This window comes from Variovorax sp. GW822-FHT04A09 (assembly GCF_058801005.1).
Genome location: NZ_JBXAMV010000001.1, coordinates 2,210,341 through 2,228,368, shown reverse-complemented (window position 1 = coordinate 2,228,368; position 18,028 = coordinate 2,210,341). Strand labels below are relative to the sequence as shown.

Sequence of the window (18,028 nt, the reverse complement as noted above, 5' to 3'; positions counted from 1 at the left end):
CCGTTCGCGGAAATCCCCGGCCGGGGTGAGTTCGTCCTTTTTTTGACCTTTTTTGACCCCAACCCCCGAGGAGAAACCCAAGTGATCCCTACCTTGTCTGCCCGTCGCACCGGCCCCGCGCCGCGCGCGCTCTGGGCGGGCGCAGCAGCCCTGACGCTGAGCTTCCTTTTTGGAAGTTCCGGCGCACTCGCTGCGGCTCCACCCGCCAACACCATCATCGGTAACCAGGCTTCGGCCACTTACCTGGACCCGAACGGCGCCAGCCAACTGGCCACCTCCAACCTCGTGCAGACGACGGTGCAGCAGGTCGGCTCGTTCAACCTGGACACCTACACCACCGTGACGACCAACGTGGTCAACACGAAGACCGGCGCCGCGGGCACGACCGTGTACGCACCGCACGTGCTGACCAACACCGGCAACGGCACCGACACGTTCACGCTGAGCGTGGCCGCACCGGCCAGCCCGAACGGCTTCACCAAGGTCGAAGTGTTCGCCGACGCGAACGCCGACGGCGTGCCCGACAGCACGGCCGCGCTGTGTACCGCGACCCTGGGGGCCGTTTGTAATGTTCCGGCCCAGACGGTCGCGGGCAACAACGGCACCTTCCCGTTCGTCGTTGCGTACTCGATCCCGAGCACGGCATCGTCGGGTACGTTCACCTCGCCGGTGGCTGCGACCATCACAGCCACGGCGGGTACGCCGGCGCTGTACGCGGCTGGCAACACGCAGGCAGCCGACGTGGACAACGTGAACCTCACGGACAAGGCGGCCTTCAATGCCACCAAGAGCCTGAGCGTTCCGGCGGTCAACTGGGTGAACAACGGTGCCAAGCCGTGGCCCGCCGCTTCGGTGAACGGTCCGCGTTCTGTGGCTGGTTGCGTCGCTGACGTCGCAAGTGCAGGCGCGCCAGCAACAGGCTGCGTTTACACCACCTACACGCTGAAGTTCAACAATACCGGTGCCGCAGCGGGCAAGTTTGTGATGACTGATACGCTGCCCAGCGGTTTCACCTACGTCCCGGGCTCGGCAGTCTGGAGCAATATTCCGGGCACCGCGTTGACCGACGCGTCGGGAGACGACCAATCAGGTATCGACTTCTCCGCAACCGGCAACTCGCTGGCCTTCGTGGTGGCTTCGCTGCCGCAGAACGTCACGCAGACGGTGAGCTTCGTTGTGATGGTCAATAACACGGCGGCCATCGGCACGTCGACCACGACCAACACGGCCAAGTACAACCCGGTTACTGCGCCGGACGACACCAGTTCGACGAATACGAACAACCCGAGTTCGCCGACCAACCCCGCGAGCTACAACGTCGTGGGCACCTTCGGCATCATCCTCGGCTCGGCCGACGTCAGTGCCAGCCCCGTGGACTCGAAGGACACCGGCGCAGGCAACCCCAACACGACCGTGGCCGACACCACGACCGTCGCCACTGCTGGGGCCGGCACCACGGTGAAGTTCACGCAGACCGTGTTCAACATCGGCAATGCGGCTGACATCGTGAACCTTGCCGTGCCTGCGATTGGCACGCCGAGCAACACGTTCCCGGCGGGCACGACCTTCAAGTTCTTCGCCGCCGACGGCCTGACGCCGTTGATCGACAACAACGGCGACGGCATTCCCGACACCGGTCCTGTGCCGGCCAACGGCAGCGTGAAGTTCGTGCTGGCGGCCACACTGCCGGCCTCGGCAGCACCGGGCGCGGGCGGCAGTACGATCGTCATCGGTACCTCGGCGGGCGACAGCACCAAGACGGAATCGACGCGCGATACGCTGTCGGCAGTAACGGGTGTACTGGTCGACCTGACCAACACCACCGGCGGTAGCAACGATTCGCTCAAGGGTGACATCGGCACGGGCCCGAGCGTGGACCCGACGACCACCAACACGACGCCAGCAGGCACGGGCACGATCTTCACGTTGTTCATCAAGAACAACGACTCGGTGGCCAACGTCTACAGCCTGGCAGCGAGCCAGACCAACAGCTTCCCGGGCAGCCTGCCTGCGGGCTGGACGGTCAAGTTCGTGGATGCGGGTGCTACCTGCGCCGGCGCAGCGAGGACCACGATCAGCGTGCCCAACGGCGCTCCCCTCCCGACGCAGGTCGATGCCTGCGTGACGCCGCCTGCCACGCAAACGCCGGTCACGGGACAGCGGATCTACTTCCAGGTGCGTTCCACCATCACGACCTCCACGGGCGTGGTGGCGATGGACACGAAGCTGGATGCGGTGAACGTGATCACGGCCAACACCTACGGCGCGACGCTCACGCCGAACAACAGCGGCCAGGTCGCTCCCGGCGGTTCGGTTGTGTATGCCCACACGGTGACCATCACCGGCGCGCAAAGCTGCGGCACCAAGTACAGGGTCACCGCTTCGTTGCCTTCCGCGGATCAGACGGCAGGCTGGACTACGGCGCTGTATGTGGACAACAACGGCAATGGTCAGATCGACGCAGGCGACACGCTGGTGTCGGATCCGAATGGTGAAGTCATTCCGGCGGTTCCTCCTACCGGCGCAGCCCTGGACAGTGGCAAGACCCAGAAGCTGCTCGTCAAGGTCTTTGCACCGGGCGGTGCAACGGCAGGCGCCATCGACACCGCCAAGGTGACGGTGACCTTCCCTGACGTCCCGGCTTGCGGTAGCCCCTCGGCCACCGACATCACCACGGTCATCACGGGCCAGATGCGCCTCGTGAAGACGCAGGCACTGGACGTGAACTGCGATGGCGCCGAGGTCCCGTCCTCGTCGGCTCCGCTGGTCGCCAAGCCCGGTGAGTGCATCGTGTACCGCGTCGTTGCGACCAACGAAGGCGTGGCACCGGTCACCAACATGTCGATCAACGACGCGGTGCCGGCCTACACCTCCTTCACCGGTGCGACGCAGCCTCCGGCCCCCACCCAGTGCACGTCCACCGGCGTGACCGGTACGGCCCTGGCCTACAGCAGCACCGCCACCACCGTGGCTTGCGGCAGCGCAAGCAACACCGTGGCACCTGGCGGCAGCGCCACGCTGCTGTTCTCCGTGAAGGTCAACAACTGAGCTTCACCTGAGTGAAGCGGGGCCGACGAGCGCAAGCCCGTCGGCTCCCTCGCACAGGGCATGCGAAAGCCTGTGCGTTTTTCCTTTGCGCCTTCCCTCTCTTCCTCTGTCGAGGCGAGGGCGCAAACGAAAAAGTTCTTTCGTTTCTTCTGATCCCCACGCGGTGATCGATCAAGGGTTCGCGGCATGCTGTTCACTTTCAATCCCAGGAGCACACACCGGCCATCGTGGCGCGGATGGGCTGCCGCGCTCGCCGCTGGCGCAGCGCTGCTGCTGGGTGGTGCCGCCCAGGTGAACGCCGCACCGGCCCCGGCCGGCATCGTGATCCGCAGCATCGCCACGGGCACCTACGTGCCCAACGGCCTGGCGCAGACCGAAACCATCTCGTCCAACGAAGTGATCGCCACGGTGCTGCCCGTGGAAGCGCTGGTGCTCACGCAGGACCAGTCGCTGTCGCGCCCGCCCGCGAGCATCGTCACGCTGAGCCACCTGCTCACCAACACCGGCAACGTCGCCTCCACCTACACGCTGGCGCTGGCCAACAACGCCGGCGGCTGCGCGGCCGACACGCTCGACCTCTCGGCGCTTCGCGTGGTGCGCGACAGCAACAACAACGGCGTGGTCGATGCGGCCGATCCGGTGGTGCAACTCAACGCCGCGGGCGCCCTCGCGCTCAAGCCCGGCGAGACCGCCGCGCTGCTGGTGCAGGGCACGATCCCCACGGCTGCGACGGGCGTGGCCTGCGTGGGCCTCACGGCCACCACCGCGCTGCAAGGCCTCACCGCGATCAACCGCGACACCGTCACCGTCGGCAACGCCGCCGCGCTGCAGCTGGTCAAGTCGGCCAGCTACCCCGGCAACGTCATCCCTGGCCAGACGCGCATCGACTTCTCGGTCTCGGGCACCAACATCGGCGCGCAGGACGCGCAGCCGTCCAACGTCATCGCGCCCACCAACACGCCGCTGCTCGTGAACGGCGCACCCAGCGCATTGGTCCTCGTGCGCGACCCCGTGCCCACCGGCACCCAGTACGTGCCCGGCACCCTGCGCACCACGGCTGCCAACGCCGTCAAGCTGTACCGCCTGGCCAACGATCCGGCGTTCAGCTACCGCACCGCCGAAGACGCCTCGGCCGTCGAAGTGGCCATCGGCATCTCCACGCCCGTGGCGCGCAACGTGTCCATCGCGATGCAGTTCGCCGTCAAGGTCAACGCCGACCAGGTGGGCGAGATCCGCAACACCGCGCACAGCCAGTACAACGACGGCACCGGCCCGGCCACCGTGCCCTCGAACACGATCGTCATCAGCTCCAGCCAGGCGCGCATCGGCGTGGCCAAGGCCGCCTCCACCCCGCGCGTGAACCGCGGCACCGACGGCAAGACCGACGGCACCGCCACCGTGCGCTTCAGCGTCAACGTGCGCAACTACGGCACGTCATGGCTGTACGGCGTGCAGGCCGCCGACGTGATGGAAGGCGCAGGCGCCACGCAGTTCGGCACCTACACCGCAGCCGCCGTGCCCGGCGCGAACCAGTACACCATCGTGCCCGGCTCGATCGTGATCGCGCCCGCACCCAGCGGCGGCACCGTCGCCGCCCCCAACCCCGCCTTCAAGGGCACCGCCGCCGCCTCGAACCTGCTGGCCGACGGCGCCGTGCTGCCCGTGGGCGCGCAGCTCACCGTGCAGTTCGATGCACGCATCAACTTCACCGGCCGCACCGGCACCTTGCTGAACACCGTCAAGGCCTCGGGCGCCCTCAATGCCGGCGGCCCGGCGGTGGCCCTGGACGACTCCGTCAACGGCGACAACCCCGACGCCGACGGCGACGGCAACCCCAACAACGACACCTCGCCCACGCCGGTGTCGACGCAGCTGCCCACGCTCACGCTGACCAAGCAGGCCTCCATCGCCCGGCGCGTGTCGCCCGGCGTCTACGAGCTGGACTACACCTTCAAGGTCACCAACACCGGCGCCGTCGCCGCACCCAACGTGCGCGTGATCGACAACCTGAACTGCACCTTCGACATGGACAAGTCGAGCGGTCAGGTCGCGTCGTGGGAGCTGCTGGGCCCGCCCAAGGCCGCCAACGGCAACCTCAATGCCGCCACCGGCTTCACCGGCCGCGCCACCTGCAACCGCACCACGCAGGACAGCGCCGACCCCTTCCAGCTGCCCACCGAAGTGGCGCTGAGCCTGACGGATGGAAGCCGTGCATTGGCCCCGGGCCAGAGCGAACAGATCCGCCTGAGCGTGCGCATCACCGAGAAGGCATCGGCCATCGGCGGGCGCGTGTCGCTCACCAACAAGGCCTGGGCCGCCGCCTTCGAGCAGAACACCGTCAACGTCACGCCCACCATGCTGCTGGCGGCCACCGCCACCTCGGTGCAGGCGCTGCTGGTCGATCCGCAGGGCACGGTCTACAACGCACTCACACGCCAGCCCGTGGCCGGCGCGTTGGTCACCTACACGCGTCAGTCGTGCAGCAGCGGCACGGCCGGCCCGATCACCGCAGCCGAGATCTACGGCGCCGATTCCGGCACCTACACGCTCAACCCCAACGGCAGCATCTCGATGACCACGGGCGCCGACGGCGCCTACCAGTTCTACCTGCAGACGCCGCCGGTGACGGGCCTGTGCACGTACGCACTCTCGGTCACGCCCCCGGCAGGCAGCGGCTACGTCTACCCCTCGCAACTGATCCCCGTCACCGGCGGCTCGTTCACCAGCTGCGGCGCCGTCGTGCCCAGCGCCGTGCCCCCGAAGGACGCGGACCCGACCAGCTATTACTTCCAGGTGCAGGCCGGCGCCAAGCCCGATGGCACGCCGTGCGACGCCGTGCACAACCACATCCCACTCGACCCGGGCAACATCCTGGGCCTGGTGCTGCGCAAGGACGGCAGCAAGCGCCAGGTCGAGTTCGGCGACTTCATCGACTACGCGCTCACCGTCACCAACAAGACCGGCTTCCCCGTCACCGGCCTGACCTTCAACGACACGCTGCCTCCGGGCTTCGCCTACGTGGCCAACAGCGTGCGCCTGAACGGCCAGGTCGTGCCCAACCCCGCCGGCGGCGCCGGCCCGGGATTGATCTTCAACTACCCCACGCTGGTCATTGCGCCGGATCAGTCGGCCATGGTGCGCTACCGCGTGCGCATCGGCGTGGGCGCGCCCACCAACGGCGACGCCATCAACCGCGCGCGCGCCACCTCGGGCCCCATCCAGTCGAACCTGGCCAACTGGACCGTGCGCGTGACGGGCGGCGTGTTCTCCGACGACGCCTTCGCCTTCGGCAAGGTGTACCTCGATTGCAAGCGCGACGGCCAACGTGACGGCCGCCAAGAGGGCGCCGACGAGATCGGCGTGCCCGGCGTGCGCCTGTACATGGAAGACGGCACCCACGTCGTCACCGACATCGAAGGCAAGTGGAGCCTGTACGGCCTCAAGCCCGTCACCCACGTGCTGCGCCTGGACCAGACCACGCTGCCGCTGGGCGCCAAGCTCGAAGTGCTCGACAACCGCAACTCGGGCACCCCCGAGAGCCGCTTCGTCGACCTGAAGAAGGGCGAGTTCCACAAGGCCAACTTCATCATCACGAACTGCGACGAGAAGAGCGTCATCGCCGACGTGGCCGCACGCCGCGCCGCCATCGCCGCGCGTCCCGACACCGAGGCCGAAGCGCAGGTGCGCCTGCGCCTGGACCCCGAAGGCAAGGTCGTGCCCGTGGGTGACGTGCGCGGCCTGCCCGCCACCGGCCAGGCCCTGGCCAGCGGCAGCACCGGCGCCGTGCAACCCACCTCGGCACCGCTGATCGCGCTGCCCGTGGCGCCGGCCAACGCCAGCAGCTTCGTCAGCGGCGGTGGCGGCAGCATGGGCGGCACGCTGGGCGTGCAGCCCGCGATCCCCACCGGCAGCCTGTTCTCGCCGTTGAACGGCGTGCCCACCTCGGGCCTGCCGTCGTCGACCACCAGCGGCTCGGCCACCGGCGTCGGCGCGCAGGCCATGCGCCCCATCGGCACCGGCGGCGCGATGCTCGAGCCGCGCGCCAACCCGCTGCTGCCCCAGGCCGTTCCGAGTCCCATCGAACTCGAGACCCTGCTGCCCCAGCTGGAGAACAACACGCTGGGCTTCATCGGCCTGAAGGACCGCGACACCGTCGCCGGCCAGTCGATCAACGTGCGCGTCAAGGGCACGGCCGGCACCAGCCTGCGCCTGAGCGTCAACGGCGCCGCGCTGGAAGAACGCCGCGTGGGCAAGAAGACCCAGCTGGCCTCCAAGAACATCGCCGCCTGGGAATACATCGGCGTGGCCCTGCGCCCCGGCACCAACACCCTCAAGCTCGAAGCGGTGGACGGCTTCGGCAACGTGCGCGGCAGCGCCGACGAGATCACCGTCGTCGCCCCCGACAAGCTCGGCGCCATCGAGGTCGACCTGCCCGAAGTGGCGCGCGCCGACCTGCGCACGCCCGTCGTCGTCAAGGTGCGCCTGATCGACGCGGCCGGCGTGCCCGTCACCGCCCGCACGCAACTCACGCTGGAGACCGACCGCGGCCGCTGGCTCGCCGAAGACCTGAACCCGACCGAACCCGGTACGCAGGTCTTCATGGACGGCGGCGCGGCCGAGTTCCAGCTGATGCCCCCGGGCGAGCCGGGCGATGCGCGCCTGCGCGTGAGCGCCGGCACCTTCGTCAAGGAAGTGCGCCTGGCGCTGCTGCCCGAGATGCGCCCCATGATCGGCGTGGGCATCGTCGAAGGCGTGCTCGACTTCACCAAGCGCGGCAAGCTCCCGATCGGCGCCATGCCCGCCGGCGCCGCCTTCGAAGCGGAACTCTCGGGCCTGAAGGACGAAGGCACCAACAGCCGCGCCAGCGGGCGCGCCGCCTTCTTCTTCAAGGGCACCGTCAAGGGCGAGTACCTGCTCACGGCCGCCTACGACTCCGACAAGACGCGCAAGGACCGCCTGTTCCGCGACATCCGCCCCGACGAGTTCTATCCGATCTACGGCGACTCCGCGGTCAAGGGCTTCGACGCCCAGAGCACGCAAAAACTCTACGTGCGCATCGACAAGAACCGCTCCTACCTGCTGTACGGCGACTTCACCACCGCCAGCAGCACCGAGGTGCGCAACTTGAGCCAGAGCAACCGTTCGCTCACGGGCCTGAAGCACGTGTACGAGGACGAGAACGTGCGCGCCACCAGCTATGTCTCGCGCACCGCGCAGACCCAGCAGGTGGAGGAGTTCCGCGCGCTGGGCACCTCGGGCCCGTACTACCTGAGCGCCAGCAACGGCGAGTTCGTGGACAACAGCGAACAGATCGAGATCGTGGTGCGCGACCGCAACCAGCCCAACATCGTGCTGCAGCGCACGGCCGTGGCGCGCTTCGTGGACTACACGGTGGAGCCGCTCACGCGCCGCATCCTGTTCACGCACGCCATCGCCTCCATCGACGCGAACCTGAACCCGCAGTCGATCCGCGTCACCTACGAAGTGGACAGCGGCGGCCCCAAGTTCACCGTGGCCGGCACCGACGTGCAAGTGAAGGTCAGCGAGAACCTGCAGCTGGGCGTGGTGGCCTCCACCGACCAGAACCCGCAGAACAAGCGCAACCTGCAGGCGCTCACGGGCGTGGCGCGCATCGGCCAGAACACCAGCGTGGCGGCCGAGCTGGTCAAGACCGACTCCGACGACAAGGGCAACGGCCACGGCGCGCGCGTGGAAGCGCGCTACCAGGACGAGAAGCTGGCCGTGGTGGCCCTGGCGGCCAAGACCAGCAAGGGCTTCGACAACCCCGGTGCAAGCTTCTCGGCCGGCCACACCGAAGCCTCGGCGCGCGCCGAGTACCGCGTCGACCCGACCCTGGCCGTGCGCGGCGAGGTGCTCTACAGCAAGGACGCGACCCAGGTCGACGAGCGCAAGGGCGCCACGGTGAGCGTGCAGAAGAAGCTCAGCGACAAGACCGTCGCCGAGGTGGGCCTGCGCCACGGCCAGAGCAACAACGCACTGGGCTCCAGCTCGGGCTTCGACTACGGCCAGATCTCCACCTACAACGGCCAGATGGGCAGCAGCATCGGCGCCAACAGCGTGACCACGCTGGGCGCGGCCGCCGCCGCAGCCGGCGTGGACACGCAGAGCCAGACGACCGTGCGCGGGCGCCTGTCGACCGAGGTGCCCGGCGTGGCCGGTGCGCAGGTGTTCGTGGAAGGCGAGCAGGACCTCAAGGACGGCAAGCGCCACGTGCTGGCCGTGGGCGGCAACTACGCCATCACCGACAAGACGCGCGTGTACGGCCGCTACGAGCTGATCTCCACGCTCAACGGCCCCTACGAGCTGGACAGCACGCAGCGCAACAACACCGGCATCGTCGGCATCGAGAGCAACTACATGGAAGGCGGTCGCGTGTACAACGAGTACCGCATCGCCGACGGCGCCGAAGGGCGCGGCGTGCAGGCGGCCATCGGGGTGCGCAACACCTTCAAGGTCAACGAGCAGATCCGCGTGACCGGGGGCATCGAGCACACGCGCGACATGAGCGGCTACAGCAACAGCAAGAACACCGGCACGGGTTATGCCGGTGGGCTGGGCGAATCGACCGCGATCACCAGCGGCATCGAGTACATCACCGACCGGATCAAGGCCTCGGGCGTGTATGAAGCGCGCCGCGGCGACGACGCGAACACGCGCCTGTTCAGTGCCGGCTTCGGCTTCAAGCTCGATCCGTCCTGGAGCCTGCTGGCGCGCAGCATCGTGAGCGACAGCGAAGGCCAGGGCGCCAACGCGGGCAACGAGCGCCACCTGCAGCGCCACCAGATCGGCATTGCCTACCGGCCGGTGGACGACGACACCTGGAACGCGCTGGCACGCTACGAGCGCCGCTCCGAGCGCGTGGTGGGCGCGGGCAATGCGGCCGGCGCGCTGCAGGGCAGCAGCGTCTTCGGCGCCGACAACGGCGCCAGCCTGCCGGGCAAGACGAGCGCGGACATCGTCTCGGCGCACGTCAACTACAACCCCGAGCCGGGCAAGGCGGTGATGGCGCGCTATGCCTTCAAGCTCAGCCGCGCCGACGACGGCACGCTGGCCAGCAAGTACTGGGCGCACCTGGTGCAGGCGCGCTACACGCAGGACATCAACCAGGACTGGGACTTCGGCGTGCAGGCCGGTCTGCTGTACGGCAAGGGTGGCGCGCTGCAGAAGACCTTCGGTGTCGAGGTGGGCTACCAGGTGCAGAAGAACATGTGGGTGTCGGCGGGCTACAACTTCGTGGGCCTGAACGACCGCGATCTGACGGCCAACGAGTACACGAGCAAGGGCGCCTATGTGCGGCTGCGCTTCAAGTTCGATGAGACGCACCTGGGGTTCGCTTCGACAGGGGAGACGAACACGGCCAAGGCACAGAAGGCCGAGAAGGTGGCTGCGGATGCGCCGGAAGTGGCCCCGCTGCCGATGCGCACGGTGCTGCAGGCCGAGGCGCTGTTCGAGCCCGCCAAGTCCTTCATCAAGCCGCAGGCGCACGACACGCTGAACACGCTGGCCGCGCAGATCAAGGCGACCGAGGCGCAGGTGGTGATCCACATCAGCCATGCCGATGCGCAACAGGGCAGCGCTGACGACCGCATGCAGCTCATTGCGCAGCGGACCAATGCCGTGCGCAGCTACCTGATCGGGCGCGGCGTCGACGTGCTGCGCCTGCGCACCGACACCAAAGAAGACACGCAGCCTGTCGCGGGCGATGACAGCAGCGCCAAGAGCCGCTGGGTCGTCATCGCCGCGGCCGCGCAGGAAACCCGCTGAACGAGACCATGATGCAAAGCAGAACGAGAAACGAAGCGGGCGGGATGGCGCGGCTTGGCGGGGTGCTGAAGGGCGCGCTTGCCGCGACGGCCTTGTGGCTCATTGCCATGCCGGGCGCGCAAGCTGCAACCGCTGCGTGCACGCCGCAGTCGGGCTACAACAGCTGCGTGACCTTCACCCATTCGGGCTCGGCGCAGACCTTCACGGTGCCTGCGGGCGTGTCGTCGGTGCGCGTCACGATGTGGGGCGCCGGCGGCGGCGGCTCCACGGCGGCCGGTGGCAACTCGGCCAACGGGGGCGCCGGCGGCTTCGCCGACGGCACCGTGTCGGTCACGCCCGGCACCGCCATGGCGGTGACGGTGGGGCAGGGCGGGCAGAACGGGGGCACCGGCGCGACCTACGGCCGCGGGGGCGGCGGCGGCAATGGCGCGAACGCGGGCGTTGCCGGTTCGTCGGGCGGCGGCATGAGTGCGCTGTGGAACGGCGGCACGGAGTTTTCGGCGGCCGCTGCACGGCTGATCGCAGGCGGTGGCGGCGGCAGCGCCTTCTGGACCGACGTCGGCAGCCCGGTGCCGGGCGGCGGCGGTGGCACCAACGGCGGCTCGTCCACCGGCACGGGCGGACGGGGCGGTACCCAGGCCGCCGGCGGTGCGCGCGGCACCCCGAGTGCGGGGACCGTCGCGGCCACCTGTCCGGCCGGCACTGACGGCAGCGCCTTGCAGGGCGGCACCGGGTGCTCGGCGGTCGGTGGCACCCCCCTCCAGTACGAGGGCGGTGGCGGCGGCGGCGGCGGCTGGTTCGGCGGCGGCGGCGGCATGGCCCAGTGCAGCAACACGCCCAATCCCGTCTCGGTCGGCTGTTCCTACAACGGACCGGGCGGCGGCGGCTCGGGCTTCATCGGCACGGGCGTGACCGGCGGCGTGATCACCGCGGGAGCGGACGGCAGCTACTCGGCGGCTTCCAACCCGGCCAACCAGGGCAACACGCTCTACCAGGGCGGCGTCGGCGTGGGCGGCGCGCGCGCTTCGCTGACCGGCTCCACCGGCGGCAACGGCCTCGTCGTCATCCAGTTCAACGTGGTCAGGCTGCAGCTCGCGAAGGCCTGGTCGGCCGGCAGCAACACCGGCGACGTGGCGAGCATTGGCGCCTCCACGGGCGGTACCAACTTCTTCGGCGCCAGCAATACCTCGGCCTTCACCTCGACGGCCTCCACTGCCGCCTCCAGCTCCGTCGTGGGCGTGAACATCGGCAACGTCATCACGCTGCCCGCCGAAACACTGACCACCGGCACGCTGGCGAACTACAACACCGTGCTGTCATGCACCGTGAACAGCGGCACGATGGCCAGCACGTTGAGCGGCACCAACGGACAGGTATCGAACACGCTGACGATCGCCCTCGGCGACATCGGCAAGGACATCGTCTGTACCTACACCAACACGCGCAAGACAGCGACCCTGCAGCTGGCCAAGTCGTGGAACCCCATCAGCGTGACGGGCAACGTGGCGAACATCGGCGCCACCACGGGCGGCGCGGCGAACACCGTGGCGTTCTCGTCGACGGCGCCGACGGCCAACACCAGCGCGACCGTGACCGTGGCGGCCGGCAACACGATCACCTTCCCCGCGGAAACCATGAACGGCGGCGTGCTGCCGAACTACACGACCGTGCTGTCGTGTACCGCCGGTGGCGGCGCGACGGCCAACAGCCTGAGCGGCACCAATGGCCAGGCGACCAACACGCTGACGATCGGCGCGGGCGACGCGGGCAAGGCCATCGTTTGTACCTACACCAACACGCCGAAGACCTCCACGCTGCAGCTGGTCAAGTCGTGGGGCGCCAACAGCCTCACGGGCAACGTGGCGAGCATTCCAGCCTCCACGGGCGGCACCAACAACACCACGGCCTTCACGGCCACGGCCCCCACGGGCGCGACCAGCGGCACTGCCGTGACCGTGGCCACGGGCAACACGATCACGCTGCCGGCCGAGACGATGTCGCCGGGCACGCTGGCGAACTACAACACGGTGCTGGCGTGTACGGCCGGCGGCGGTGCCACGGCCAATGCGCTCAGCGGCACCAACGGACAGAACAGCAACACGCTGCTGGTCGGCGCGGGCGACGCGGGCAAGGCCATCGTCTGTACCTACACCAACACGCCAAAGACGGCGACGCTGCAGATCGCCAAGGCCTGGGGCGCGAACAGCATCGCCGGCAACGTGGCGAGCCTGGGCGCGAGCACGGGCGGCGCGAACAACACCGCCGCCTTCACGGCGACGGCGCCGACGGGTGCCAACAGCGGCGCGGCCGTGACCGTAGTCGCCGGCAACACCATCACCTTCCCCGCGGAAACGATGCCCACGGGGACGCTGGCGAACTACAACACCGTGCTGGCCTGTACGGCCGGCGGCGGCGCCACGGCCAACGCGCTGAGCGGCACCAACGGGCAGGCCACCAACACTTTGCTGATCGGCCCGGCCGATGCGGGCAAGGCGATCCTGTGTACCTACACCAACACGCCGAAGACGGCCACGCTGCAACTGACCAAATCCTGGGGCGCAGGCGCCATCAGCGGCAACGTGGCGAGCATCGGCGCGAGCACGGGCGGCGCGAGCAACACCACGGCGTTCACGGCGACCGCGCCCACGGCGGGCAACAGCAGCACGGTGAACGTGGTCGCGGGCAACACCATCACGCTGCCGGCCGAGACGATGCCCACGGGCTCGCTCGCGAGCTACAACACGGTGCTGTCGTGTACGGCAGGGGGCGGCGCCACGGCCAACGCGCTGAGTGGCACCAACGGGCAGAGCAGCAACACGCTGCTGATCGGCGCGACCGACGCGGGCAAGGCCATCGTCTGTACCTACACCAACACCGGCAAGCCCGCGACCCTGACCCTCGCCAAGCGTTCGCTCGGCGGCGTGGCCGGCTTCGACTTCACGGGCACCAACGGCGTGGCCGCGCACACCATCACCACCACCGTGGCCGGCACGGCCGTCAACGGGCCGGTGCAGACGCTGACCGCGACGGGCACGGCGACCACCTTCACCGAAACCTACACGCCAGCCACGGGCGTGCCCGACTACGTGATCACCGACGTCAGCTGCACGGGCATGGGCAGCGGCGGCACGGTGACGCGCGGGACCGCGCAGAACACGAACCAGTTCACGCTGAACGCCGCGGCGACGGTGGCGGGCTCGAACATCGTCTGTACCGTCACCAACGCCAAGGCGCCGACGGTGCAGCTGCGCAAGAAGTGGGTCAACGCGCTGGTCAACGACGCCTTCACGCTGACCGCGTCGGGCACGGTGCACCCGAACCACAACATCGGCTACGCCTTCAACCTGCAGGCCACGGCCAACACGCCCAACGAGACGGACACCGGCGGCGCGCAGCGCGTGGCGGTGGGCGACACCGTGACGCTGTCGGAGACGCCCTTCGGCACCAACGCCGGCTCGTACACCGCCAGCGCCTGGAGCTGCACCGGCGGCGGTTCGCTCAGCGGCAACCTGCTGACCCTGGGCAACGCCGACGCGGGCCTGCCGATCATTTGCGAGATCACCAACACCGCGAAGACGGCGACCGTCACGCTGGCCAAGACCTGGTCGGGCGCGATCGTCAACGACGCGGTGAGCGTCACCGGCACGGGCCTGACCACGTTGGCCTCGGTGGCCAACACGGCCGCCGAGACCGACACCGGCACCGCGCAGGCCGTGCCCGTGGGCAGCGTCATCACGCTGGCCGAGAGCTTCACCACCGGCAGCGCCGCCAACTACACGAGCGCGCTGAGCTGCACCGGCACCAGCGGCCTGTCGGGCAACACGCTGACGGTGGGCGCGGCCGACACGGCCATCGTCTGTACCTACGCCAACACGCGCAAGACGGCGGCGGTGACCTTGTCCAAGAGCTGGAGCGGCGCCATCGCCGGCGACAAGGTCAACCTGACGGTCAGCGGCAGCGCCGCCGAAGTGACGGGCGCGACCGCCGGCACGTCGACCGCGCCGGCCACCACCACCAACGCCACGGCCACCGCGGCCAGCGGCGCCACGGTGACGCTGGCCGAGGCTTTCACCACCGGCAACGCCGCCAACTACACCACGACGCTGGCCTGTACCAAGGTGTCGGACGGCAGCGCGGTGACGGTGAGCGGCAGCGGCCTGAGCCGCAGCTTCACCATGCCGTCGGACAGCGCGGTGAACTGCGCCTACACCAACACGCGCAGGACCGCGACGCTGCAACTGGCCAAGGCCTGGAGCGCCGGCAGCACCACGGGCAACGTGGCGAGCATCGGCGCGACCACGGGCGGCGCGAACAACACCGCCGCGTTCACGGCGACGGCGCCGACGGCGGGCACCAGCGGCACCGCGGTGTCGGTGGCCGCGGGCGACACGCTCACCTTCCCGGCCGAGACGATGACCACGGGTACGCTGGCCAACTACACCACCGTGCTGTCGTGTACCGCCGATGGCGGCGCCACGGCCAACACGCTGAGCGGCACCAACGGCCAGGCCAGCAACACGCTGGTGGTCGGCGCGGGCGACGCGGGCAAGGCCATCGTCTGTACCTACACCAACACGCCGAAGACGGCGACGCTGCAGATCGCCAAGGCCTGGGGCGCGAACAGCATCGCCGGCAACGTGGCGAGCATCGGCGCGAGCGCGGGCGGATCGAGCAACACCACGGCCTTCACCGCGACGGCGCCCACGGGCGCCAACAGCGGCACGGCCGTGACCGTGCAGGCCGGCAACACGATCACGCTGCCGGCCGAGACGATGGCGCCGGGCACGCTCGCCAACTACACCACGGTGCTGGCGTGTACGGCCGGCGGCGGTGCCACGGCCAATGCGCTCAGTGGCACCAACGGACAGAACAGCAACACGCTGCTGGTCGGCGCGGGCGACGCGGGCAAGGCCATCGTCTGTACCTACACCAACACGCCCAAGACCGTGACCGTGCAGCTGCGCAAGGCCTGGAGCGCGGACAGCACGAGCGGCGACGTGGCCAGCATCGGCGCCACCTCGGGCGGCAGCAGCAACACGTCGGCGTTCACCGCGACCGCACCCACCGCCGGCAACAGCGGCGCGGCGGTGTCGATGGTCGTCGGCGGCACGCTCACGCTGCCGGCCGAGACGATGACCACCGGCTCGCTCGCGAACTACAGCACCGTGCTCGCCTGTACCGCCGACGGCGGCGCCACCACCAACCCGCTGAGCGGCACCAACGGCCAGGCGAGCAACACGCTGGCGATTGCCGCGGCTGACGCCGGCAAGGCCATCGTCTGTACCTACACCAACGCGAAGAAGACGGTCACCCTGCAGGTGCGCAAGGCCTGGGGCGCGAACAGCGAGACGGGCAACGTCGCCAGCATCGGCGCGACCACGGGCGCGACCAACAACACGGCCGCGTTCACCGCGACCGCACCCACGGCCGGCAACAGCGGCGCGGCAGTGGTGGCGGCCGTCGGCAACACCATCACCTTCCCCGCGGAAACGATGCCCACCGGCACGCTGGCCAACTACACGACCTTGCTGTCGTGTACCGCCGACGGCGGCGCCACGGCCAATGCCCTGAGCGGCACCAACGGCCAGGCCAGCAACACGCTGGTGATCGGCGCGGGCGATGCCGGCAAGGCCATCGTCTGCACCTACAGCAACAACCGCCTGCCGACGGTGCAGATCCGCAAGCAGGCGCTGGGCGGCACGGGCACCTTCGCGTTCAGCGGCACCAACGGCTTCGGCTCGGACAGCATCAACGTCTCGGTGTCGGGCTCGACGGTGGTGGGCACGATCAAGACGCTCACCACGGCCAACACGCAGACGGTGCTGACCGAAGTCGCGGCCTCGATGCCCGGCGGCTTCGCGTTCTCGGGCGCGACCTGCACGGGCCTGGCGGGCGGGGCGACGGCGGCGGTCGACCTGGTGGCGGGCACCGTCACGCTGCCTGCGGCCGGGCTGACGAACGGCACGGCGGTGGTCTGTACCTTCACCAACACGCTCGCTGCCATCGTGAGCGGCCGCGTGTTCCTGGACAACGGCGTGGGCAGCGGCACGGCCAACGACGGCCTCGTCAACGGCGGCGAGGGCCCGTTGTCGGGCGTGAGCGTGCGGCTGACCAACTGCGGCGCCACCGTGTACGCGAGCGCGCTCACGGACGCCTCGGGTGCCTACAGCCTGAGCGTGCCGGCCGGCACGGCCACGGGCTCGGCGATGTGCGTGGAAGAGACCAACCCCGGCACGCGCGTGTCCACGGGTGCCTCGGTGGGCAACGTCGCGCTGCCTTCGGGCTCTGCGGTGGCCGCGGCCGGTGGCACCTACACCTACACGCGCACCGGCACGCCCGACCGCATCGCCTTCAGCTGGAACGGCACGGGCCACGCCAACCTGAACTTCGGCGACGTCGACAACAGCACCTTCGCGACCGACGGTGCCAAGACCGGCCTGCCGGGCAGCACCGTGACCTACGCCCACACCTTCACGGCCGGCACGGCAGGGCAGGTGCGCTTCAGCGTGGCGAGCGAGACGGCCACGCCCGCCATCACTGGCTGGACGACGAAGGTCTTCGCGGACGTGGGTTGCACCGGCAGCCTGCAGCCCGGCGCGGCGCAGCTGTACCCGCCGAGCGCGGCGGCCACGCCTGTGGCCTTCGCGGGCAAGGTCTGCGTGATCGTGCAGGAGTTCATTCCCGCCACGGCGCCGCTGGGCTCGAACAACAGGGCGACGATCCGCGCCGACTTCACCTACACCAACGCCAGCCCGTCGCTCAGCGGCAGCTTCACGCTGGACGACCTCACGACGGTGTCGGGCGTGGCGCTGGAGCTGAAGAAGGAAGTGCGCAACATCACGCAAAGCGGCACCTTCGGCGTCAACAACCAGGCCAAGTCGGGCGAGACGCTGGAGTACCGCATCACCTACACGAACAACGGCGACGCGCCGATCCGCAGCATGGTGGTGAACGACATGACGCCGGGCTACACCACCTTCGTGAGCGCAACCACCGGCACCACGCCGGCGTCGCTCACGGGCTGCGTCAAGACCACGCCGGCGAACGCGCCGCCCGCGGGCGCGGTGGCCTGCACCACGGTTCAACCCGCAGGGGGCACGGGCGCGATCGACTGGCGCTTCACGGGCACGGTCGAGCCGGGCGGCACGGGCTTCGTGCTGTTCCAGGTGAAGGTCGACTAAGGACCTGGCAGGGC

Annotated in this window: 3 protein-coding genes; all 3 read left to right on the top strand. The window is 69.4% G+C overall.

All coding sequences use genetic code 11. The features are described 5' to 3' along the window. Positions 1 to 93 precede the first annotated feature (93 nt). Positions 94 to 3,048 carry a beta strand repeat-containing protein gene (locus AC1RLW_RS10305; protein WP_493192959.1) on the top strand — a complete coding sequence of 985 codons (2,955 nt, stop codon included), beginning with the start codon at positions 94 to 96 and terminating at the stop codon, positions 3,046 to 3,048. 186 nt (positions 3,049 to 3,234) lie between these two features. Continuing rightward, the gene (locus AC1RLW_RS10300) at positions 3,235 to 10,833 is read left to right on the top strand and encodes an OmpA family protein (protein ID WP_493192958.1); all 7,599 of its coding nucleotides are present in this window, start codon (positions 3,235 to 3,237) and stop codon (positions 10,831 to 10,833) included. Between the two features lie 8 nt (positions 10,834 to 10,841). Then, positions 10,842 to 18,014 (top strand): prealbumin-like fold domain-containing protein, encoded by a 7,173-nt coding sequence (locus AC1RLW_RS10295; RefSeq protein ID WP_493192957.1) that lies wholly within the window; start codon positions 10,842 to 10,844, stop codon positions 18,012 to 18,014. Positions 18,015 to 18,028 lie beyond the last annotated feature (14 nt).